The 20,202-nt window shown below is 66.4% G+C and carries 19 protein-coding genes; 12 read left to right on the top strand and 7 right to left on the bottom strand.

The window, feature by feature from the left end; translation table 11 throughout:
• Positions 1-90 precede the first annotated feature (90 nt).
• Together ACQPZ2_RS14830 and ACQPZ2_RS14825 are read left to right on the top strand one after the other, a co-directional pair.
• The gene (locus ACQPZ2_RS14830) at positions 91-1,440 is read left to right on the top strand and encodes a hypothetical protein (protein ID WP_433526062.1); all 1,350 of its coding nucleotides are present in this window, start codon (positions 91-93) and stop codon (positions 1,438-1,440) included.
• Entirely contained in the window at positions 1,437-2,840 is a 1,404-nt protein-coding gene (locus ACQPZ2_RS14825; RefSeq protein WP_433526061.1) for an acyl-CoA reductase, read from the top strand. The genes ACQPZ2_RS14830 and ACQPZ2_RS14825 overlap by 4 nt, the downstream gene beginning before the upstream one ends.
• Here the strand turns inward: ACQPZ2_RS14825 and ACQPZ2_RS14820 are convergent.
• From ACQPZ2_RS14820 to ACQPZ2_RS14800, 5 genes are read right to left on the bottom strand one after another with little or no spacing between them, the layout of a single operon-like run.
• Positions 2,837-3,247 carry a hypothetical protein gene (locus ACQPZ2_RS14820; RefSeq protein WP_433526060.1) on the bottom strand — a complete coding sequence of 137 codons (411 nt, stop codon included), beginning with the start codon at positions 3,245-3,247 and terminating at the stop codon, positions 2,837-2,839. The genes ACQPZ2_RS14825 and ACQPZ2_RS14820 overlap by 4 nt on opposite strands.
• The gene (locus ACQPZ2_RS14815; protein WP_433526059.1) at positions 3,244-4,404 is read right to left on the bottom strand and encodes a thiolase C-terminal domain-containing protein; all 1,161 of its coding nucleotides are present in this window, start codon (positions 4,402-4,404) and stop codon (positions 3,244-3,246) included. Before ACQPZ2_RS14815 ends, ACQPZ2_RS14820 begins: the two co-directional genes overlap by 4 nt.
• Complete coding sequence (locus ACQPZ2_RS14810) at positions 4,401-5,573, bottom strand: OB-fold domain-containing protein (RefSeq protein WP_433526058.1); 1,173 nt, start codon at positions 5,571-5,573, stop codon at positions 4,401-4,403. Before ACQPZ2_RS14810 ends, ACQPZ2_RS14815 begins: the two co-directional genes overlap by 4 nt.
• 15 nt (positions 5,574-5,588) lie before the next feature.
• Positions 5,589-6,800, bottom strand: coding sequence for a CaiB/BaiF CoA transferase family protein (locus ACQPZ2_RS14805; RefSeq protein ID WP_433526057.1), 1,212 nt, complete (start codon positions 6,798-6,800; stop codon positions 5,589-5,591).
• Positions 6,797-8,278: an aldehyde dehydrogenase family protein gene (locus tag ACQPZ2_RS14800; RefSeq protein WP_433526056.1), complete on the bottom strand. Its 1,482-nt coding sequence runs from the start codon at positions 8,276-8,278 to the stop codon at positions 6,797-6,799. The genes ACQPZ2_RS14805 and ACQPZ2_RS14800 overlap by 4 nt, the downstream gene beginning before the upstream one ends.
• A gap of 220 nt (positions 8,279-8,498) precedes the next feature.
• Here ACQPZ2_RS14800 and ACQPZ2_RS14795 point away from each other — a divergent pair, with 220 nt between their 5' ends.
• The 9 genes from ACQPZ2_RS14795 to ACQPZ2_RS14755 all read left to right on the top strand — a co-directional run bounded on the left by ACQPZ2_RS14795 (position 8,499) and on the right by ACQPZ2_RS14755 (position 16,470).
• Positions 8,499-9,206, top strand: a complete 708-nt coding sequence (locus tag ACQPZ2_RS14795; protein ID WP_433526055.1) for an SDR family NAD(P)-dependent oxidoreductase — start codon at positions 8,499-8,501, stop codon at positions 9,204-9,206.
• A gap of 62 nt (positions 9,207-9,268) precedes the next feature.
• Entirely contained in the window at positions 9,269-10,129 is an 861-nt protein-coding gene (locus tag ACQPZ2_RS14790) for a mycofactocin-coupled SDR family oxidoreductase (protein WP_433526054.1), read from the top strand.
• 14 nt (positions 10,130-10,143) lie between these two features.
• Positions 10,144-10,338 (top strand): ferredoxin, encoded by a 195-nt coding sequence (locus ACQPZ2_RS14785; protein WP_063039407.1) that lies wholly within the window; start codon positions 10,144-10,146, stop codon positions 10,336-10,338.
• An 11-nt stretch (positions 10,339-10,349) separates the two neighbouring features.
• Positions 10,350-11,705 carry a cytochrome P450 gene (locus tag ACQPZ2_RS14780; RefSeq protein ID WP_433526053.1) on the top strand — a complete coding sequence of 452 codons (1,356 nt, stop codon included), beginning with the start codon at positions 10,350-10,352 and terminating at the stop codon, positions 11,703-11,705.
• Between the two features lie 20 nt (positions 11,706-11,725).
• Entirely contained in the window at positions 11,726-13,384 is a 1,659-nt protein-coding gene (locus ACQPZ2_RS14775) for a thiolase C-terminal domain-containing protein (RefSeq protein ID WP_433526052.1), read from the top strand.
• Positions 13,381-14,355 (top strand): alpha/beta fold hydrolase, encoded by a 975-nt coding sequence (locus ACQPZ2_RS14770; protein WP_433526051.1) that lies wholly within the window; start codon positions 13,381-13,383, stop codon positions 14,353-14,355. Before ACQPZ2_RS14775 ends, ACQPZ2_RS14770 begins: the two co-directional genes overlap by 4 nt.
• Complete coding sequence (locus tag ACQPZ2_RS14765; RefSeq protein ID WP_433526050.1) at positions 14,355-14,858, top strand: DoxX family protein; 504 nt, start codon at positions 14,355-14,357, stop codon at positions 14,856-14,858. Before ACQPZ2_RS14770 ends, ACQPZ2_RS14765 begins: the two co-directional genes overlap by 1 nt.
• Complete coding sequence (locus tag ACQPZ2_RS14760; protein ID WP_433526049.1) at positions 14,858-15,676, top strand: NAD(P)-dependent oxidoreductase; 819 nt, start codon at positions 14,858-14,860, stop codon at positions 15,674-15,676. The genes ACQPZ2_RS14765 and ACQPZ2_RS14760 overlap by 1 nt, the downstream gene beginning before the upstream one ends.
• On the top strand, positions 15,676-16,470 hold the full coding sequence (locus ACQPZ2_RS14755; protein WP_433526048.1) for an NAD(P)-dependent oxidoreductase: 795 nt from the start codon (positions 15,676-15,678) through the stop codon (positions 16,468-16,470). Before ACQPZ2_RS14760 ends, ACQPZ2_RS14755 begins: the two co-directional genes overlap by 1 nt.
• An 84-nt stretch (positions 16,471-16,554) precedes the next feature.
• Here ACQPZ2_RS14755 and ACQPZ2_RS14750 read toward each other — a convergent pair whose 3' ends face one another.
• A complete protein-coding gene (locus ACQPZ2_RS14750) occupies positions 16,555-18,000 on the bottom strand; it encodes an MFS transporter (protein WP_433526047.1) in 1,446 nt (481 codons plus the stop codon).
• Between the two features lie 117 nt (positions 18,001-18,117).
• On the opposite strand from ACQPZ2_RS14750, the gene ACQPZ2_RS14745 reads away from it, so the two are divergent.
• Positions 18,118-18,585 carry a MarR family winged helix-turn-helix transcriptional regulator gene (locus ACQPZ2_RS14745; protein ID WP_433526046.1) on the top strand — a complete coding sequence of 156 codons (468 nt, stop codon included), beginning with the start codon at positions 18,118-18,120 and terminating at the stop codon, positions 18,583-18,585.
• Between the two features lie 5 nt (positions 18,586-18,590).
• Here the strand turns inward: ACQPZ2_RS14745 and ACQPZ2_RS14740 are convergent, their stop codons facing one another.
• Positions 18,591-20,135, bottom strand: a complete 1,545-nt coding sequence (locus ACQPZ2_RS14740) for an acyl-CoA synthetase (protein WP_433527430.1) — start codon at positions 20,133-20,135, stop codon at positions 18,591-18,593.
• Positions 20,136-20,202: the final 67 nt, after the last annotated feature.

Genomic DNA, 20,202 nt, shown 5'->3' with positions numbered 1-20,202 from the left:
GCCGCTTGCGTCATCGTGCCTCCGATCGCTAATAATGATACGCATGAGTTGCCATTTTTCCAGTGGGCAACGTCACCGGGAAGGACCCCCGTGAGCTCAGCCATCGAAACCCTGACACAACTGGCCGACGCCGCCGATCGCTTCGACCACTCCGCCGCCGACCTGCGGGAAACCCAGGTCGCGGCACTCGACGAAAAACTCCGACAGCACCACGACCGGATCAAGCTGCTCGGACACCGGGCACGAGAAGCCGGTATCACCGAGATCCGCGACCGCGCGGATATGGTGCCGCTGCTGTTCCCGCACTCGGTCTACAAGAGCTATCCGGAAAGCTTTCTGATCGAGGAGAAGTGGGATCGGCTCGGCAAGTGGCTCGCCACCGTATCGCCCTACCCCATCAGCCCGATCGAGACCTCGGAGATCGCCGATATCGACGACTGGATCGGGCGGCTGCAGGCCGCGGGGCATTACGTCTCCTGTTCCAGCGGAACGACAGGTAAGTCGGCCATGCTGCTCGCCTCGGAGCGGGATATGGAATGGTCGCGCAAGGATACGGTCAATGTCTTCTCCTGGGGTTCGGGTGTGCGGCCCGCACAGGACCGGCGGATGGTCGGGATCGCCGCCACCGCATCCGTCCCGAAGAACACGGTCATCGCCGCGGCCCAGCAGGCGGCGTTCGGTGATCCGGCCAAAGAGCGTTTCCGCCTGCCCATTCCACCGATCACCGTCGGGTCACTGACCAGAATGGTGGTGCTGCGCAAGAAGATCGCCGACGGCACCGCGCGACCGGAGGAACTGGCCGATTTCGACCGAACCTCCCGGGAGCGGCAGGAGGCGCTCGACAAGGCGATGATCGCCGGTGCCGAAGCGCTCGTGCGATACCGCGCGGACAAGCTCTATATCTCGGGCATGTGGAATGCGCTCTATCAGGTGGCCGCGATCGTCCGGGATATGGGCTACTCCGCCGCGGACTTCCACCCCGACAACTGCCTCTACGTCGGCGGCGGGCTCAAGCGCGCCCAATTGCCGCCGGATTACCAGCAATTCGTCCACCAGACCTTCAATATCCCGGCCGACCGGGACTTCCAGAATTACTCGATGCAAGAACTCAATTCCGGAATGCCCAAGTGCCGCAAGGGCGATCGCTATCACATACCACCATGGATCGTGCCGTTCATACTCGACGAGGACGGTGCGACACTGCTGCCGCACGAATCCGGTGAAATCGAAGGCCGCGCCGCATTTTTCGATCTCTCGCTGGACGGACGCTGGGGCGGGATCATCACCGGCGACAAGATCGCACTCGACGTCGACCCCTGCGCCTGTGGCAACAAGGGCCCGTCGGTCCGCAATGACATCGTCCGATACGCCGATATCAAGGGCGACGACAAGATCGGCTGCGCCGGAACCGTCGACGCGTACGTAAGGGGCCTCTCTTGACCATCGCAGACACCGTGGCGGCCGCGCCGTTCTTCCTGCGCGGCGAATTGCTCGAGGGTGACGACGTCACGCATCGCTCGCGCGATCTCGGCGTCACCTTCGCGACACCGCACATCCCCATGGACCGCGCGGTGCATCCGCGCAGCGAGGTGCCGCCGCTGCTGAACGTTCCGCTCGCGGAGATCATCGATTTCCTCGTCGAGACCGGCCGACAACTGCGCGCCCCCGAAAACCCGTTCGTACGCGACTGCATAGACCGGATGTCGTCCACCCATGTGCTGCCGCGCGCCGTGCTGCAGGCACAGGTCATGGGTGCGGCGGGCTATCTCGACAAGCGGCTGCTCGAGACCGTGGTCGAACAGAACTTTCCGAACCCGCGGGCGCTTGACGAGTGGATTCCCAAGCGGGACTTCACCGGTCGCCAGAGTTTCGTGCGGGCATTCGCACCCCGGCTGATTCACGTACTGCCCGGCAACTCCCCCGGCGTCGCGGTGAAATCCATTGCCCACGGCGCACTGGTCAAGGCGGTCAATCTGTTCAAGATGTCGTCGAGTGATCCGTTCACCACGGTCGCGATCCTGCGGACCATGGCCGATATCGATCCCGAACACGCCATTGTGCGGTCGATGTCCGCGCTCTACTGGCGCGGCGGCGACGACGCGGTGGAGCGGGTGCTGTACCGGCCGCAGTATTTCGACAAGATCGTCGCCTGGGGTGGCGGCGATGCGATCGATAACGTGATCAAATACCTCGGGCCGGGCTTCCAACTGGTGTCCTTCGACCCGAAGACGTCGATCTCGATGGTCGGCCGGGAGGCGTTCGCCTCGGACGAGGCCCTGGACCGCGCCGCCGAACTCGCGGCCACCGATGTAATGGTGCTCAACCAGGAGGCCTGCGTCGCAAGCCGGTTCGTCTATGTCGAGGCCGATCAGGCCGACGCCGACCGCTTCTGCGCCCGGCTGCACGCCCGCATCGTCGACAAGGCCACCGGTTCGGGCGACACCCGACCGCTCGATATCGATTTGCGCGAGCAGATCGATACCCTGATGATGCTCGACGACGAGTTCCAGGTCTGGGGACGGACCGACGGCAAGGGACTGGTGATCCGTTCCGACGAACCGGTGGACTTCCACCCGATCAACAAGACCGCCAACGTGGTTCGTGTGGACCGCCTCGACACGGCGATGAAGTACGTCAATGTGGCAACGCAGACGGTCGGCTTCTTTCCGTTCGACCGGATGGCCGACTACCGCGACCGGCTGGCCAGCGGCGGCGCACAGCGCATCGTCCGCCTCGGCGAAGCCGGACCGAGCACGATCGGCAACCCGCACGACGCGATGTACCCGCTGCACCGCTTCGTGCACTGGATGGCGCACGAGGACGGAGTCGCACCGGACTAGCCAGCCCGACCTTTACCTTCGGCGAGGTCGTGGTGCGCATCGGGCAGCCGCACCGCGACTCGCACCTGGAACATCAGCGATCGGGTCGGCAGCACCATGACCGCGCCGAGCGCCGCGGCCCGCCGCACCGCGACGGCGTGCGCGCCGACCGGCCCCCACCACCAATTCCAGCCACAACCGTGTCGCGAGAGAATACGGGCGGTGCTGGTGAAGTCCGCGTCCTCGAGCCCGACGGCGTCGACGAACAGTCCGCTCAGTGCGATGGATCCGAAGAGCATCGACGGCGAGATCCCGTCACAGACGACGTGCACGGTGCCCGTGGCGCCGACCCACCGTGCGGCCCGCTCCAATACGGCACGGCGACTCTTCGGGCTGCCCGAAACAAGCGCGACGGCCGCCGCGGTCAAGCGCCGGGTCCTTCCAGAATCGTCACCGCCGACACCGCGGTCGGCCCACCGAGGTTGTGCGCCAAGCCGATCCGCGCACCGTCGACCTGATTTACCGCCGTGCCGCGCAGCTGCTCGAACAACTCGACGCACTGCGCCACGCCGGTCGCCCCCGGCGGATGTCCCTTGGCCTTCAGGCCGCCACTCGGATTCACCGGCAGGGCGCCGCCGACCTCGGTGACCCCGCTCTCGATCAGTTTCGCGGCCCCGAATCGCTCGGCGAAGCCGAGGTCCTCGTAGCTGATCAGTTCGATTCCGGTGAAGAAGTCGTGCACCTCGGCGACATCGACATCCGCGGGAGTCAGACCCGCCATCTCGAAAGCCGCCTTTGCGGCTCGCACCGTGGCCGGGAAGGTCGTCATATCCCGCTTGTGCTGGTGCATTACCGAATCCAGGCCGAGACCGACGCCGCGGATCCACACCGGGCGATCGGTATACCGGTCGACCACATCCGCGGCGGCGAGCACCAACGCCGCCGCACCGTCGCTCTGCGGTGCGCAATCGTAGAGCCCGAACGGTCCAGCCACGATCGGCGCGGCCAGCGCCTGTTCCAGGCTGATCTCGAAACGCAAGCGGGCCTTGGGATTACGCACACCGTGCCGGTGGTTCTTCACCGCCACCATGGCCAAATGCTCTCTGGTCGCAGGCGATTCGTGCAGATATCGGGCCACGTGCAGCGCGAATCCGACGGGCGCGATCAGGCCGAGTGGGTAGTCCCAGGCCATATCGCGCGCCATCGCCTCCCATTCCCACAGCATGTCCTTCTGCGCGGTCTCGCGCAACTTGTCCGCGCCGACGACGAGGGCCACGTCGAATGCGCCGGAGGCGATGCCGAACAGGGCATTGCGCACCGCGTCATTGCCTGTGGCGCAGGAGTTTTCGACCCGGGTCACCGGCAGATCCGGTAGCCCGAGCGCATCGGCGACGATCCCGGCCGGGAATCCGTCGGTATTGCCCATCGCACCGAACCAGGCCGCCTGCAGATCGGAGGTGGCCAACCCCTTGTCGATGCTGGCGGCGCATTCGGCGAATGCCATCGGCACCAGATCCTTGACGCCGAGGGCGAAATGCTCGGCGAAGGGCGTCATACCCGCACCGACGATAGCCACTTCCCTCACCGCGCGACCTCCGGTTCGAATGCGTATCCATAGTCGGGCACCCCCGAGCGCACCGCGACCCGGCGCAGCACCATGCGGCCGCGGTCCCCGATCGCCACCGTGCCCGGATCGGTGCCGGTCACCTTCGCCAGCGCCCGCACCCCGACACCGTCGAGTTCGATGATCACCAGGGTGTACGGACTTCTCAGCCCCGGCACCGGTATCGCGACGGTGGCCTCGGTGTACACGGTGCCGGTGCGCGGCAGCGGCACCAGGGTGTAGTCGGTGCTCAGACCGCCGTCCGCGGCGACCCGATAGCGTGGCGGGAAGTCCAGTTCATCACTGCCGGAGTGCTTTCCGGCCTCCCAGCGCACCTTCGCCTCGAATGCGCGCTCGTAGGCGGCCAGCGAGATCGGAATCTCGGATCCGGGCCACAGGTCACCGTCGGGCAACGCTCTGGCCGTCGACTCCCGCCGGTGCAGCACGGCCGTACCGGTGGCCACCGTGATGCCGGACAGGCTGGCCTGCTCCACCCCCACCAGCAGACCCGTGCTACCCCATTCGGACATGGCCGCCAAGGCGAACAGCCCGGCGCTGGCGCCCATCGTCGGCAGCGATGGCGGGCCGCCGAGGCACAGCGCGGCCGCCTGTTTGTCGTCGACCCCGGCCACCGCCACCGGCGTATCCAGCCAGGCCGCAGCCAGCGAGGCCAGTAGGCCGCGCGTGTGCAGGAGGCGTGGATCGCCGTAATCGTGTACGGCCCCAACGGCATTGCGGGTGCGCACCGGCAGGCTGCGCGCCACCCGGGCGGCGGTGCGCACCTGCAGGCCGTGATCGGAGACCAATGCCGCGGCCGCGCCCGCGGGCTCGGTATCGACCCCGATGATCAGGGTGCGCGGCCGGGCGGAACTGAGCGAGTCGAGGGTGGCGGGCGCACCGCCGAGCCGCTCGATCACCTCCAGTTCCGGATCAAGCCCCAGTCCCGCCAGCAGGACCGCGGCATTACTGCTTCCCACCAGCGGCAGATCACGGCTGACCACAATTACCCGTTCCACCGAACCGGCGTCGTGCAGCGCGGCGCGACCGGCCTCCACGGCCAGGGTGATCGCGTCCTCGTCGTCACCGAGCGTCCGATGGCGCTGGGCGCCCCAGCACGGCAGGTAGGTCCCTATCGAAGCGATGTAGGTCATGGGTACTCCAGCGAATTACGTGATCGCACCCGCGGTTTTGAGCGCGATGATGCGATCCCAGTCCAGGCCGAGTTCGAGCAGGACCTCGTCGGTCTGCGCGGCGAATTCCGGGCCGGGACGCAGGTCGGGCGCGGTGAGATCGAACTGCACCGGACTCGAAACCAGTTGCAGCTCACCGGCTTTGCGGACATATTCGTTGGCCTGCACCTGCGGGTCGTCGATCGCCTGGAGCGCGTCCTGCACCGGCGCCCACGGCCCGGACAGGGTCGCGAAACGCTCGGTCCACTCGGCGAGCGTCCGGGTGGCGAACACCTCGCGCAGGATCTCCACGGCCACAGCGGTATTGGTCGCGATCGCGGCGGCATCGGCGAATCGCGGATCTTCCGCGAGGTCGGGCCGGTCGATATGTTTGCATACGTCGGCCCAGAATTTGCCGGGCTGCAACATGACCAGCGACAGGTACCGACCGTCCTTGGTTGCGTACAACCCCGACAGCGGATTCGACGGCGAACCGTGTGATCCGGTCGGGAACGCCCGCAGCGGCTCCCCCATATACGCCGAGAGCGCGATGGTGTGCCCCATCGACCACAGCCCGCTGCTCAGCAGGGACACATCCACGATCGACGGCTCACCCGTGCGTTCCCGCTTCAGCAGCGCGGCCGCGATGCCGCCCGCCAGGTTGGTTCCGGAGATGGTGTCGCCGAATGCCGGACCGGGCGGAGGGATCAGCCCATCGATATTGGGCGGGGTGATGGTGGCGGCGACGCTGCCGCGGCACCAGTAGGCGGTCATGTCGTAACCGCCCTTGTCGGCCTCCGCACCGCGCGGGCCGAGCCCGCTGCCGCGGGCATAGATGATCTTCGGGTTCACCGCCCGAATGTCGTCGACGTCGATGCCGAACTTGCTTCGGTGCTGCGGCAGGAAACTGGTCAGGAATACGTCCGCGGTCTTGGCCAGGTCGTGGATCACCGCCCGGCCCTCCGGCACCGACATATCGACCCCGATGCTGCGCTTGCCCCGATTGGCATGCTCCACATTGGGATTCGGTTCGCCCTCGACCTTGAAGGTGGCGATCTGACGCAGCCCGCGCTGCGGGTCACCAGTGACGGCGTGCTCGACCTTGACCACGTCCGCACCCCAGTCGGAGAGCACTGCGCCCGCCGACGGCACGAACCCGTACATCGCGACCTCGAGGACGCGGATCCCGTCGAGTGGTCCCCGGCTCATCGGACCGCCGCCGCGAAGGTCTTGATCTCCAGGAATTCCGTCAACCCGTCGACTCCCATCTCCCGGCCGATGCCGGACTGTTTATAACCGCCGAAGGGCGCGTCGGCGGCGAAGTAGTTGCCGCCGTTGATGCTCATGGTGCCGGTGCGGATGCGCCGCGCCACCGCGAGCGCCCGCTCCTCATCGGCGCTGAACACACCGCCGGAAAGACCGTAGATCGAGTTGTTCGCGATCCGTACGGCATGGTCGTCGTCCTCGTACGGGATCACCGCGAGCACCGGCCCGAAGACCTCCTCCTGGGCGATTTCGCTGTCCGGATCGACACCTGCCAGCAGCGTCGGCAGGTAGAAGAAGCCCGGGTCGACCTTCTTGCCACCGGTCACCAGCTGGGCGCCCGCCGCCACCGCGCGCTGCACCAAACCGTCGACCTTGTCGCGCTGGCGCTCGCTGATCAATGGGCCCATATAGGTTTTCGGATCGCCGGGGTCGCCGTAGCGGACATGCGCGAAGTTCTGCGCGACCATTTCGACGATCGCGTCGTGATCCTTGCGCGGCACCAGCAGCCGGGACGTCAGTGCACACCCCTGGCCCGCGTGATTGACGATGCTGAACGCCGCGAATTGCGCCGCCGTTCGGTAGTCCGCGTCGTCGAGCATGATCGCGGCCGATTTGCCGCCGAGCTCGAGGAATACCCGCTTCAGCGTCTCGCTCGCGGCCGCCATGATCTTGCGTCCCACCGGCGTCGAGCCGGTGAAGGTGACCACGTCTACGTCGGGATGCGTCGTCATCCGTTCTCCGACAGCCACATCCGAGGAGGTGAGCACATTGACCACACCGGCGGGAATGTCGGTGTGGCGCGCGATGATCTCGCCGAGCGCCAGGGTGGCCAGCGGCGTATCCGGTGCGCCCTTGAGCACCACCGTGCAACCGGCCGCGAGCGCGGGCGCGAGCTTGGCCAATGCGAGCTGATGCGGATAGTTGTATGCGGCGATGGCCGACACCACGCCCGCGGCTTCCTTCTCGACCCAGCGCCGATGGCGCTGACCGCGGATTTCGATATCGCCGAGGTCCTCGGTGAAGGAGAACTTCGACAGCAGTCCGGCATAGTAGCGAACGATCTCGAACGGGATCTCGAGCTGGTTACCGTGCGTCAGCTGCCTGGTCGCGCCGACCTCCGCGATCGTCAGCTCCCGCAGTTCTTCGACGTTATCGCGAAAGGCCTGGTAGAGCTGTTCGAGGCAGTGCGCACGGAATGCGGCGTCGGTGGCCCAGGTCGTGGTGTCGAAGGCCCGCCGGGCCGCGGCGATGGCCGCGTCGGTCTCGGTAAGGCCCGCCTCCGGTGCGTACCCGTACACCTCACCCGTCGCGGGATTGAGCGAGGCGAGCGTGCGCCCGGTCTCGATCAACTGTCCGTCGACGAGCAGCCGCCGGGTCGGAATCTGCTCCGTCCGGGCGGCCACTTCTTCTTGCACTGACATCCGGTCTCCTCGACTGCGCATGGAAACTTCATTCTCTCTATTGGAGAATCTTACATTCGTCGATTGCGAGACTGTAGCAACATTCCGAAATAGGCGACACCTGTCAGCGCATGGATGTCGTTGGCGTTCGCATGTCGACATACCCGCATCACCCGGGAAGTCTTGCGTTTAAGCTCCACGCGAGAGTACGGTTCTCAACATCCGGAAGGGAGATTCTTGCGTGAAAACCGCTGTGGTCACCGGAGGCGCCTCGGGCATCGGCCTCGGCATCGTCGAGCGCCTGCGCGCTGACGGCCTGCACGTCGCCACCCTCGACCTGAACCCGTCCGCCGAGGACGATTTCGCCTATCAGGTCGACGTGACGAAACCGGACGAGATCGCCGAGGCGTTGACCGACGTGCGCGCCAAACTGGGCCTGATCACCGTGCTGGTCAATGCCGCCGGAATCGAGAAGTACCGCCGCTTCCACAACCTCAGCTTCGAGGAGTGGCAGCGCATCATCGATGTCAACCTGCACGGCGTATTCCACACCGTCCAAGCCGTTCTGCCGGATATGACGGCCGCGAACTGGGGACGCATCGTCAACATCTCCTCCTCCAGTACCCACTCCGGCCAGCCGTTCATGGCGGCGTACGTCGCGGCCAAGTCCGGGCTCAACGGCCTCACCAAATCGCTTGCGCTGGAACTGGGGCCGTACGGGATCACCGTCAACGCGGTCCCGCCGGGCTTCATCGATACCCCCATGCTGCGCCGGTCCGAGGAGAAGCAGTTGCTCGGCGGAACCATCGAGGAGCACATCCAGCGCACCCCGGTGCGCCGGGTCGGCCGCCCCGCCGATATCGCCGCCGCCTGCTCGTTCCTGATCTCCGAGGACGCCGGTTACATCACCGGACAGATCCTCGGCGTCAACGGCGGCCGTAATACCTGAACCCGCCCGTGCCCCGGCACGGATGGTGCAGCCCAGAAGAAGTAGGACCGAAAGGAAGAGCCGTGGGACGTGTGGAGGGCAAGGTCGCCTTCGTCACCGGAGCCGCGCGAGGCCAGGGCCGCAGTCATGCGGTGAAGCTTGCGGAGGAGGGTGCCGACATCATCGCGGTGGATATCTGCCGCGATATCGAGAGCATCCAGTACTCGCTGTCGCGACCGGAAGATCTCGAGGAGACCACCCGTCTCGTCGAGAAGGCCGGACGGCGCATCATCGCCGAACAGGCCGACGTGCGCGACCGACCGCAATTGGCGGCTGTGATCGAGCGCGGTATCGCCGAATTCGGCCATCTCGACATCGTGGTGGCACAGGCAGGCATCGCCGGAATGAAGGGCGAGCCGCAGTGGCAGGCCTGGACCGATGTCATCGATACCAACCTGCTGGGCGTGATCAACGCCGTACAGGCTGCGCTGCCGCATCTCGGCGCAGGCGCATCGATCATCGCCACCGGCTCGACCGCGGCGCTGATGGACTTCTCGAAAGTCGACCAGCCGGGCAAGGATCCGGGCGGTGTCGCCTACATGGTCGCCAAACGTCTTCTGTCGCAATATATCCACGAGATCGCCACGCACCTGGCCCCGAGCAGTATTCGGGCCAATGTCGTGCACCCGACCAATTGCGACACCCCCATGCTGCACAGCGAGCCGATGTACCGGTCGTTCCGGCCGGATCTCGAACATCCCACCCGCGCAGACGCCGAACCAGCCTTCTTCGTGCAGCAGGCCATGCCGGTCCCCTTTGTCGATCCGGAGGAGATCAGCAACGCGGTGTTGTTCCTGGCCTCCGACGAGTCCCGTTTCATCACCGGTACCCAATTGCGGGTCGACGCCGGCGGCTATCTGAAGTGGTACGACTACCGCGTCTGAAGGGAAGAATTACCGTGAAGGTTCGAGTCGATGACGAACGCTGTCAAGGGCACACGCTGTGCGCGATGATCGCCCCGAAAGTGTTCGAACTCAGTGAAATCGACGGGCATTCGTCACCGGTCAGCGAAGACGTTCCAGCCGATCAGCAGGACAACGTGCGCGAGGCCGTCCGGTCCTGCCCCGAGCGGGCGATCTCCAGCACCGAATAGAGGAACCGCCGATGACCGATATCGCATCCGACGCCGAGCGCAGACAGCCGGAATTCCATTTCGATCGACACACCCCGCAATATCGCGGACAGTTCGTCGACATCACCCAGCAGATGCAGAGCGAATGCCCGGTCGCCTGGACCGAAACCTACGGCGGGCACTGGGTGGCCGCGGGTAACCGCGAAGTGTTCGAACTGGCCCGCTGCCCACACATCTCCAACGACAACGACCCCAACGGTGAACGTCGTGGCTACAAGGGGATTTCCATTCCGACACCGGAACGCGGCCAGGGCATTCGCGCGGGCATTCTGGAAATGGACCCGCCAGAACAGCGGGAACTGCGCTCGGCGCTGAATCCGTACCTGTCCCCCGCGGCGGTGCAGCGCTGGATTCCGTTCGTCGACGAAATCGTGCGCGCCAGCATCGACGAGCAGATCGAAAGCGGCAGCATCGATTTCGTCGACGAGTTGGCCAATATCGTGCCCGCGGTGCTCACCCTCGCGATGCTGGGCATCCCACTGGACAAGTGGACCATCTACAACGAACCGGCGCACGCCTCGGTGTACACCCCACCGGATTCGCCGGACACCCCGCGCATCGCCGAAATGCACCGCACCATGGGTCTGGACCTGCTGACGAATTATCTGGAGGTCAAACAGAATCCGCGGCCGGGCATGCTGCACGCCGTCGCGGAGTCCACCCTTAATGGCGAGCCGATCTCCGATATGGACGCGCTCGGCATGCTCAGTCTCATTATCGGCGGCGGCTTCGACACCACCACCGCGCTCACCGCGCACGCACTGGAATGGCTGTCGGAGAATCCGGATCAGCGCGAATTGCTCAGCCGCGAACGCGATCTCATCCTGGATTCCGCCACCGAGGAGTTCTTGCGCTACTTCACCCCCGCACCGGGTGACGGCCGCACCTTCGCCCAGGATTGCGAGGTCGGGGGCAAACAGTTCGCCGAGGGTGAGCGGCTGTGGCTGTCGTGGGCGATGGCCAACCGGGACCCCGAGGTATTCGACAACCCCAATGAGATCGATATGGAACGCCGGGGCAATCGGCACTACAGTTTCGGTCTCGGCGTGCACCGCTGCATCGGTTCCAATATGGCGCGCATGGTGTTCAAGCGAATGCTGCTCGCGGTGTTCGACCGGATGCCGGACTATCGCTGCAATCCTGAGGACGCCGTACATTACGACACCATCGGCGTCATCCAGGGCATGCGGCATCTGCCTGCCACCTTCACCCCCGGTAGCCGGCTGGGCGCCGGACTCGACGAAACCCTGGCGAAACTGCAGCGCGTCTGCGATGAGCAGCGACTGGCCGAACCGGTCACCGTGCGCAAGGGCGACGCCCAGATCTGACGAAAGAGCGAGGAGGCGATATGGGCGAAGCATCGGGACGTCCACTGCCATTGCTCACCCTCGAGAACGAGTTCTTCTGGACCTCGGGGAGCGATGGCACGCTGCGCATACAGGAATGTGAATCTTGTGCGGCACTGATCCATCCACCGCAGCCGGTGTGCCGGTACTGCCGTGGACACGAGATGGGAGTGTGTGCCGTCTCGGGCTTCGCCACACTCGCCGGCTTCACCGTCAACCATCGGTTCGGTGTGCCGGGACTGCCCGCGCCCTATGTCGTGGCGCAGGTCGCGCTCGAGGAGGATCCGCGAGTTCGGCTGACCACCAATGTGATCGACTGCGATCCAGATGCCCTGGTTCTCGGCATGCGGCTCGAGGTGGTCTTCCAACAGGACGACGACGTCTGGCTGCCGCTGTTCCGGCCCGTCGAAACACAGCCCGAACCGGCCCCGCTGCCCGTGGACGATATTGCGCCACAGGAGTTCTGGCGGCATGTGCGGCCCATGGTGCGGTCGGAGAAGTTCGAGGACCGGGTCGCGCTCACCGGTATCGGTATGTCACCGATCGGGCGGCGGCTGCAGGTTCCGCCGCTGCGGCTGACCATCCAGGCCTGCGAACGCGCGATCGCCGACGCCGGATTGACACTCGACGATATCGACGGCCTGTCGACCTATCCCGGCGGCGGCAATATGGGCGGATTCAGCGAGGGCGGTGTCACCGCCCTGGAGTCCGCCCTCGGTATCCGGCCGACCTGGTACAACGGCGGCATCGAGACCTTCGGCCCCGGTGGGGCGGTCATCGCGGCCATGCTCGCGGTGGCGGGTGGGCTGGCCCGACACGTGCTGTGCTTCCGCACCCTGTGGGAAGCCACCTTCAATGATCTGATGCGCACGGGCAAGATCAAGCCATCCGGTGGGCGCACACCCGGCTGGATGGCCCCCTTCGGCGCCACCTCGGCGGCACATACCTTGGCGCAGAACGCACAACGGCACTTCCATCGCTATGGCACCACTCGCGAAACCCTCGGCTGGATCGCACTGAATCAGCGCGCGAATGCCGAACTCGAGCCGACCGCGATCTACCGCGATCCGATGACCATGCAGGACTATCTCGAGGCGCGCACGATCACCACGCCATTCGGGCTCTACGACTGCGATGTGCCCTGTGACGGCGCGATCGCGGTCATCGTCTCCAGCGTGGACGCGGCGCGCGATCTGGCCAAGCCGCCGGTGCTGGTGGAGGCGGTCGGCACCCAGATCATCGAGCGCATCGAATGGGATCAGAGCACCCTCACCCACGAACCACAGGTGCTCGGCCCGGCCGCGCACCTGTGGACCCGAACCACGTTGCGCCCCACCGACGTCGATATCGCCGAGCTGTACGACGGCTTCACCTTCAACTGCCTGTCCTGGCTGGAGGCCCTCGGCTTCTGCGGTATCGGCGAGGCCAAGGACTTCCTCGACGGCGGCAAGAACATCGCCCGCGACGGCCTGCTGCCGCTCAATACCCACGGTGGCCAGCTCTCGCACGGCCGCACCCACGGCATGGGCCTGCTGCACGAGGCGATCTTGCAGCTGCGCGGCGAAGCCGGTGCACGCCAGGTACCCGATGCCCGCATCGGTGTGGTGTCCAGCGGCGGGCTCACGCCCGGTGGGGCGATGCTGCTGCGGAGTGATTCATGACGATTACCGAATCCGATTTCTCGCTGCTGACCGGAGACGAACCGATTCCGGTCGTCACCGAAGTCGACGGCATTCCGATGTCGGGGTTGTTGGCCGAGGCGCAGACACCGCGGGCGGTCGTGCTCGCCCTGCACGGCGGGGCCACCACCTCGGCGTATTTCGACTGCCCGGACCATCCGCGGCTGTCACTGCTGCGGCTGGCCGCAGCGGCCGGATACACCGTGCTGGCCCTGGACCGTCCGGGCTACGGCAGCTCGCGCACGCATGCCGACGAACTCGCCGACCCACAGCGCCGTGTCGATCTGATGTACGCGGCGGCCGAGCAGCATCTCGGATCTCGGCCCCGCGGCGCGGGCACCTTCTTGCTCGCCCATTCCGCGGGCAGTGAATTGGCGTTGCGGATGGCGGCCGACGAGCGCGGCCGCGAATTGCTCGGCCTCGAATTGGCCGGGACCGGGCTGGAACATCAGCAGGAGGCCTACGACATCCTGTGGGGACCGGATCCGCAGGGAAAACGGCGCATGCGTCGCGACGGCGTGCCGGGCGGCGTCACCGAACTGCTGTGGTATCCGGCCCGGCTGTACCCGCCCGAGTTGGTCGGCGGTGCGCGGATCGGCTCCTATGGCCCACGCTACGAAGGGAATTCGGTCGAGGACTGGCCGACGGTCACCTTCCCCACACTTGCCGCCGAAGTGCGGATTCCGGTGCGGTTCACCGTCGGCGACCACGAACGGGTGTGGCGCAACGATCCGGAGGCACTCGCTGAAGTCGCCGCCCGGTTCACCGCCGCGCCGAGGGTCGTGCTCAATATCCAGCCCAACAGCGGCCACAACCTCAGCATGGGACATACGGCGGCCGCCTACCACCTCGGTCTGCTGGCCTTCGCCGAAGAAGCCGCCGTCGCCCGGAGTCTCGGCGAATTCTCCGGCCCGGCAATACAATTCAACGGCGCAACCCAGGAGGTGAACTGATGGACGTCGTCGACGTCGCCATCGCACTCGTGCGGCTCGTCGTGGGGGCCACCATGATCGCCCACGGGGTCAATCACTGGGTGGGCGGTGGCAAGATCGCGGGCACCGCGCGCTGGTTCAGCGGCCTCGGACTGCGCGGCGGCGTTCTGCACGCGTGGCTGAGCGTTGTCACCGAAATCGGTGCGGGCGTGTTGTTGATCGTCGGCCTGCTCACCCCGCTGGCGTGTGCGGCGGTCATCTCGGTGATGGCGGTCGCGGGTCTGCTCGCCCACCGCACCAACGGATTCTTCGTATTCAAAGAGGGTTACGAGTATGTGCTCGTGCTCGCGGTCGTTTCGCTGGCGCTGGGGCTGCTCGGTCCCGGGTCGCTGTCCATCGATCACGCCGCCGATATCGAGATAACGGGCTGGGCCGGTGGCGGCATCGCCCTCGGGGTCGGCCTGGTCGCCACCGCGGGCCTGCTCGCCGTGTTCTGGCGGCCCGAAGCGAAAGGCGAAAAGTGATGCGGGTCGGATTCATCGGACTCGGCAGCCAAGGTGGGCCGATGGCACGCCGGATCGTCGACTCCGGATATGAGACGACGCTGTGGGCGCGGCGGCCCGCCTCACTGGAGCCGTACGCCGATACAGCGGCGAAGGTCGCCGCATCACCCGAGGAACTGGCCGCGGCGAGCGATCTCGTCTGCCTCTGCGTAGTCGGCGACGCCGATGTCCGCGAGGTCGTGACCGGCGCCGACGGCGTACTGGCGGGCATGGCAGCTGGCACGATCCTCGCCGTGCACAGCACGGTGCATCCGGACACCTGCCGCGATCTTGCCGATATCGCTGTGGCACAGGGTGTTTCGATCATCGACGCACCGGTCAGCGGTGGCGGCGCTGCGGCCGCCGACGGCCGGTTGCTGGTAATGGTCGGCGGCTCGACCGATATCGTCGAACGCGCTCGCCCGGTATTCGAGACCTACGCCGAGCCCGTCGTCCATCTGGGCCCGCTCGGCGCCGGACAGACCGCAAAGCTCCTCAACAACCTGCTGTTCACCGCGAATCTCGCCACGGCGGCAAGCACTCTCGCGCTCGGTGCGTCGATCGGTATCGATCCGACCCGCCTCGGCGAGGTGATCTCGCACGGCACCGCCGACAGCTTCGCGCTCGGCCGTGTCGTCTCCGCGGGCGGCACCCTGGACCGGATCGCCGCGCACGCCGGGCCGCTGCTGCGCAAGGATGTCGGCCTGATCGCGGACCTGGCCGCCGCCGCGAGCGCCGAACCCGGCATCGTGCTCGACGCCGCGGACGCGACCCTCGCGATGATCGATCACCCGCGCTGATGCGCATCGGATTCCTCGGCGCCGGGCGGATGGGGCGTCCCATGGTCGAGCGGCTGGTCCGGGCCGGACACGAGGTGTGCGCGCTCGGCCGGACGCTCGAAGCACGCCGGGCCCTTACCGAGATCGGGGCGCAGGCGGTATCGGCCCCCGCGGCCGTCGGGACCAACGCCGATCTGGTCATCGTGTGCGTCTTCACCGATGAACAGGTTCGAGCGGTATGTCTCGGCACACCGCTGCTGGCCGCCATGCCATCCGGATCGACTCTCGTCTTGCACACCACCGGCAGTCCGCACACGACGGCGGCCATTGCCGCCGAAGCCGTTGCCTCACACGGCATCCAGGTGCTCGACGCGCCCGTCAGCGGCGGCCCGCCCGATATCGCGGCCGGGCGGCTCACTCTCTTCGTCGGCGGCCCGGCCGAGACCGTGGACCGGGTCCGGCCCGTGCTGGCCGCCTATGGCGACCCGATTCTGCACGTCGGTCCGCTCGGTGCGGGCCAGCGCGTCAAGTTGGTCAACAATGCCGTATTCGCCGCACAGCTCGGAATACTCACCGCGGCAGTGGATCTCGGGAAACAGCTGGGCGTTGCCGAGACCACCCTGTTGGCCGCGCTGCCGCACGGCAGTGCGGCAAGTCGCGCGCTGACCGGTGTCGCGGGCCGGGGGTCGGTGGCCGAATTCAGCGCATCGGTCGGCGAATTCGTCGGCAAGGATGTCGCGGCGGTCCGGTCGATCGCCGCCGAACTCGGCACCGATCTCGGCCTACTCGACGACGCGATCGACAACCGGCACTGACGCATACAAGACGGCGCCCCGAACCTGCTGCCGGTACAGGTTCGGGGCGCCGTTCCCACCGCGCCACGCTGCGCGGGTGAGCCATCAGACCCGTGCGGGAACTTCCGCTTCGGTCTGCTCGGCCGGACCGGCGGCAATCGCACGACGGACCGGAATGGCCATCGCGACCAATGCCGCGAGAACCGATACGCCACAGCCGATCAAGAACGCGACGCGGAAACCGTCCTCGGTGGGGATGCTGTGACCGCCGACCGTGATGGTCAACTGTGCCAGCACCGCGCCGACCACGGCCGCGGAGATCGAGGTGCCGATCGAGCGCATCAGGGTGTTGAAGCCATTGGCGGCAGCGGTTTCCGACTGCGGCACCGCACCCATGATCAGCGCGGGCATGGCGCCGTAAGCGAAACCGACACCCGAGCTGCAGATGATGTTCACGATCAGCAGGCCCCAGGTGCTGCCCATCAGGACCTGCGCGGCACCGTAGCCGATGGCCATGACGACGGCGCCGACGACAAGGGTGAACTTCGGACCGCGCATTGCCGACAGCTTCGCGCCGACCGGGGAGATGAGCATCATCATGATGCCTGCGGGGGCCATCCACAGACCCATCGCCATCATCGACTGGCCGAGACCGTAACCGAGTGAACTCGGCAGCTGCATCAACTGCGGGACGCTCAGCTGCAACGCGTACATGCCGACGCCGATGGCGACCGTCGCGAGATTGGTGACGAGCACCTGCGGCCGGGCGGTGACCCGCAGGTCGACCAGCGGCTCGACGGTCCGCAGCTCCCACCAACCCCACACCAGCAGCACCACTACGGCCGCGACGAACAGGCCGAGAATGCTGCCGCTCGTCCACCCCCACGTCGCGCCCTTGGACACGGCGAGCAGTAGCGACACCAGACCGGCGCCGAGCAGTACCGCACCGAGTCCGTCGAAACGACCCGACGGCCCTTCGGCAATGCCCTCGGGGACGATCAGCGTGATCAGCGCGGTGGCGACCGCGACCAGCGCAGCCGCCGCCCAGAACAGCACCCGCCAGTTGCTGTACTCGGTGACCGCCGCCGCCAACGGCAGCCCGAGCGCGCCACCGATACCGAGCGAGGAACTGATCAGCGCGATGGCCGAGCCGAGTCGCTCGGGCGGCAGCACATCGCGCAGCAGCGCGACGGCCAGCGGGATGGTGCCGAAGCCGAGGCCCTGCAGGCCGCGGCCGACGATCATCGGCAGCAATGAACCCGCCATGGCGCAGACCACCGAGCCGACTATGAGCGGCACGGTCGAGGCGATCACCATCCGGCGCTTGCCGAACATATCGCCGAGGCGTCCGGCGACCGGGGTGGCGACCGCACCCACCAGCAGAGTGACCGTGACGACCCAGGATGTATTGGCCGCCGAGGAATTCAGAATCTGCGGCAACTCGCCGAGCAATGGCACTACGAGCGTCTGCATCAGCGACGCGACGATGCCGGTATAGGCCAGCACCGCCAGGATGGCGCCTGGCCGGACAGCGGAATCAGGCTTGTCCACCTAAATCTCCCTCGGACTCACAACAATCAGCGTGTATCGTACACTACATGTGTATCATGCATTCCACGTGAACAATACACGCACTGTGTGTGATGCACATCTCCGAGGAAGGAAGGCATGGACAAGCGCATACAACTGATCGAGTTCGAGACCTTGCTACTCGGCCACTACCGACTGAGCCCGCAGCATCGGCGTACCGATGACCCGCTGGAGCGCAGCTCGTATCTGCTACTGAGCCGACTGCGGATCCAGGGCCCGATGTCGCTGCGACAGCTCAGCGATGCGCTGGGATTGGATGTGTCGACGCTGCATCGGCAGACCGCCACACTGCTGCGGACCGGACTCGTCGAACGCATTCCCGATCCGGAGGGCGGTATCGCGCGCAAGTTTCGCGTCACCGCCGCGGGTGGTCACCGCCTCGACCAGGAGCGCGCTGTCATCATCGAGGTCCTGGCAGCGGTGACGCGGGATTGGACCGGCGAGGAGCGCGCCGAATTCGCTCGCTATCTGGAGCGTTTCAACAGCGATATCGAGCGGCTGTACGGACGGACGTGGCCGCGCCCGGAGCCGATGCCCGCCCGGTAGGCCGCTCAGCTGACCAGTGTGTCGTGGCCTTCCCAATACTGGGCGCGCAGCTGACGTTTGTAGAGTTTGCCGCTGGGATCCCGGGGCAATTCGGCGACGAAGTCGACCGTGCGCGGGCATTTGTAGGCGGCTAGTTCCGCGCGGCAGCAGGCGATCAGCTCGGCCGCGAGTTCGGCACCGGCGGCAGCCGGATCAACCAGTTGGACAACGGCTTTCACCGCCTCGCCCATTTCCTCGTCCGGCACCCCGAGCACAGCGACGTCGGCGACCGCGGCATGCGCGGCGAGGAGGTTCTCAGCCTCCTGCGGGTAGATATTGACCCCGCCGGAGATGATCATGTGGGCTTGCCGATCGGTCAGATACAGATAGCCGTCGGCATCGAGATAGCCCATATCGCCGAGGGTGCGCCACCCCTTCGGATGAGTCACCGACGCCGTCTTCGCGGCATCGTGGTGGTATTCGAAGGGCCGTCCCCCACCGAAGAACACCACCCCGACCTGGCCGAGCGGCAACTCCTCGCCATCCGCGCCGACAATGTGACACTCCTGCGCCGGTCTGCCCACCGAGCCCGGATGTGCCAGCCATTCCTCGGCACTGATGTAGGTGTTCCCGACATCCTCGGTGCCGGAGTAGTACTCGCCGATGATCGGTCCCCACCACTGCAGCATCTGCCGTTTCACCGGCACCGGGCACGGCGCCGCCGAGTGGACCACATTCACCAGACTCGAGATGTCATACCGTTCGCGTTCGGCCTTCGGCAATCGCAACAGGCGCACGAACATGGTCGGCACCAGCTGCGCGTGCGTGACCCGATGACGCTCGATCAGCTCCAGACATTGCCGAGGGTCGAAGCGTTCCATCACGACAACGGTCGCGCCGATTCGATGCCACGACATCGAGAACACCAGTGGCGCACCGTGATACAGCGGTGCGGGAGACAGATACACCGCATCCGCGCTGGCGCCGCTCACCAGCAGACCCCGCGCGATCTGCACCGGTGCCGAATCCGGATCGCCGAGCGGAGCGGCGGGCAGCGGTTTGCGAACTCCCTTGGGCTGCCCGGTCGTTCCCGACGAATACAGCATCTCCCGGCCCTCGCATTCGTCGGAGCCGAGGGGATGCGGCGATGTCGCGGTCAGCACATCCTCGTACTGCTCGAAACCGACCAGCTCCCCAGCCGCCACGATCCGGACCGGGAGGGCGGAGAGGTCGAGCTCGGCCACCACCTCGACCATGGACTCGCTGGTCACCAGCGCGCTGGCGCCGCAGTCGTCCAGGATGTACTGCACCTCACCGGCTTTCAGATGCCGGTTGATCGCGGTGTAGTACAGACCGCAGCGCTGCGCCGCCCACGCGATCTCGAGAAACGGGCGATTGTTCTCCATGAGAATCGCGATGTGGTCGCCGACCGCGAGCCCGCGTGAACGCAGGGCCCTGGCGAACCGGATCGACCGCTGCTCCAACTGGGCATAGGTCACCACCTCGCCACTGGACGCCAGCACGATCGCCGGGCGATCCGGCGACCGATCGGCGTGCCAGCCGGGCGTCATCGGTGCCGCGGTGGTCCGCACAACGTCGTCGCCCGCCACTGGATCACCGTGTCCGGCACTGTGATTC

Source organism: Nocardia pseudovaccinii (assembly GCF_050942345.1).
GTDB classification, from domain to species: Bacteria; Actinomycetota; Actinomycetes; order Mycobacteriales; family Mycobacteriaceae; genus Nocardia; species Nocardia pseudovaccinii.
This window is presented reverse-complemented; position numbering and strand designations above follow the sequence as displayed.

What these genes read in the sequence shown, in the direction of transcription:
- ACQPZ2_RS14805 (WP_433526057.1), bottom strand. Translation starts at nt 6,800, where the DNA reads ATGAGCCGGGGACCACTCGACGGGATCCGCGTCCTCGAGGTCGCGATG.
- ACQPZ2_RS14740 (WP_433527430.1), bottom strand. Translation starts at nt 20,135, where the DNA reads ATGACGCCCGGCTGGCACGCCGATCGGTCGCCGGATCGCCCGGCGATC.
- ACQPZ2_RS14755 (WP_433526048.1), top strand. Translation starts at nt 15,676, where the DNA reads ATGCGCATCGGATTCCTCGGCGCCGGGCGGATGGGGCGTCCCATGGTC.
- ACQPZ2_RS14770 (WP_433526051.1), top strand. Translation starts at nt 13,381, where the DNA reads ATGACGATTACCGAATCCGATTTCTCGCTGCTGACCGGAGACGAACCG.
- ACQPZ2_RS14780 (WP_433526053.1), top strand. Translation starts at nt 10,350, where the DNA reads ATGACCGATATCGCATCCGACGCCGAGCGCAGACAGCCGGAATTCCAT.
- ACQPZ2_RS14765 (WP_433526050.1), top strand. Translation starts at nt 14,355, where the DNA reads ATGGACGTCGTCGACGTCGCCATCGCACTCGTGCGGCTCGTCGTGGGG.
- ACQPZ2_RS14775 (WP_433526052.1), top strand. Translation starts at nt 11,726, where the DNA reads ATGGGCGAAGCATCGGGACGTCCACTGCCATTGCTCACCCTCGAGAAC.
- ACQPZ2_RS14760 (WP_433526049.1), top strand. Translation starts at nt 14,858, where the DNA reads ATGCGGGTCGGATTCATCGGACTCGGCAGCCAAGGTGGGCCGATGGCA.
- ACQPZ2_RS14810 (WP_433526058.1), bottom strand. Translation starts at nt 5,573, where the DNA reads ATGACCTACATCGCTTCGATAGGGACCTACCTGCCGTGCTGGGGCGCC.
- ACQPZ2_RS14800 (WP_433526056.1), bottom strand. Translation starts at nt 8,278, where the DNA reads ATGTCAGTGCAAGAAGAAGTGGCCGCCCGGACGGAGCAGATTCCGACC.
- ACQPZ2_RS14745 (WP_433526046.1), top strand. Translation starts at nt 18,118, where the DNA reads ATGGACAAGCGCATACAACTGATCGAGTTCGAGACCTTGCTACTCGGC.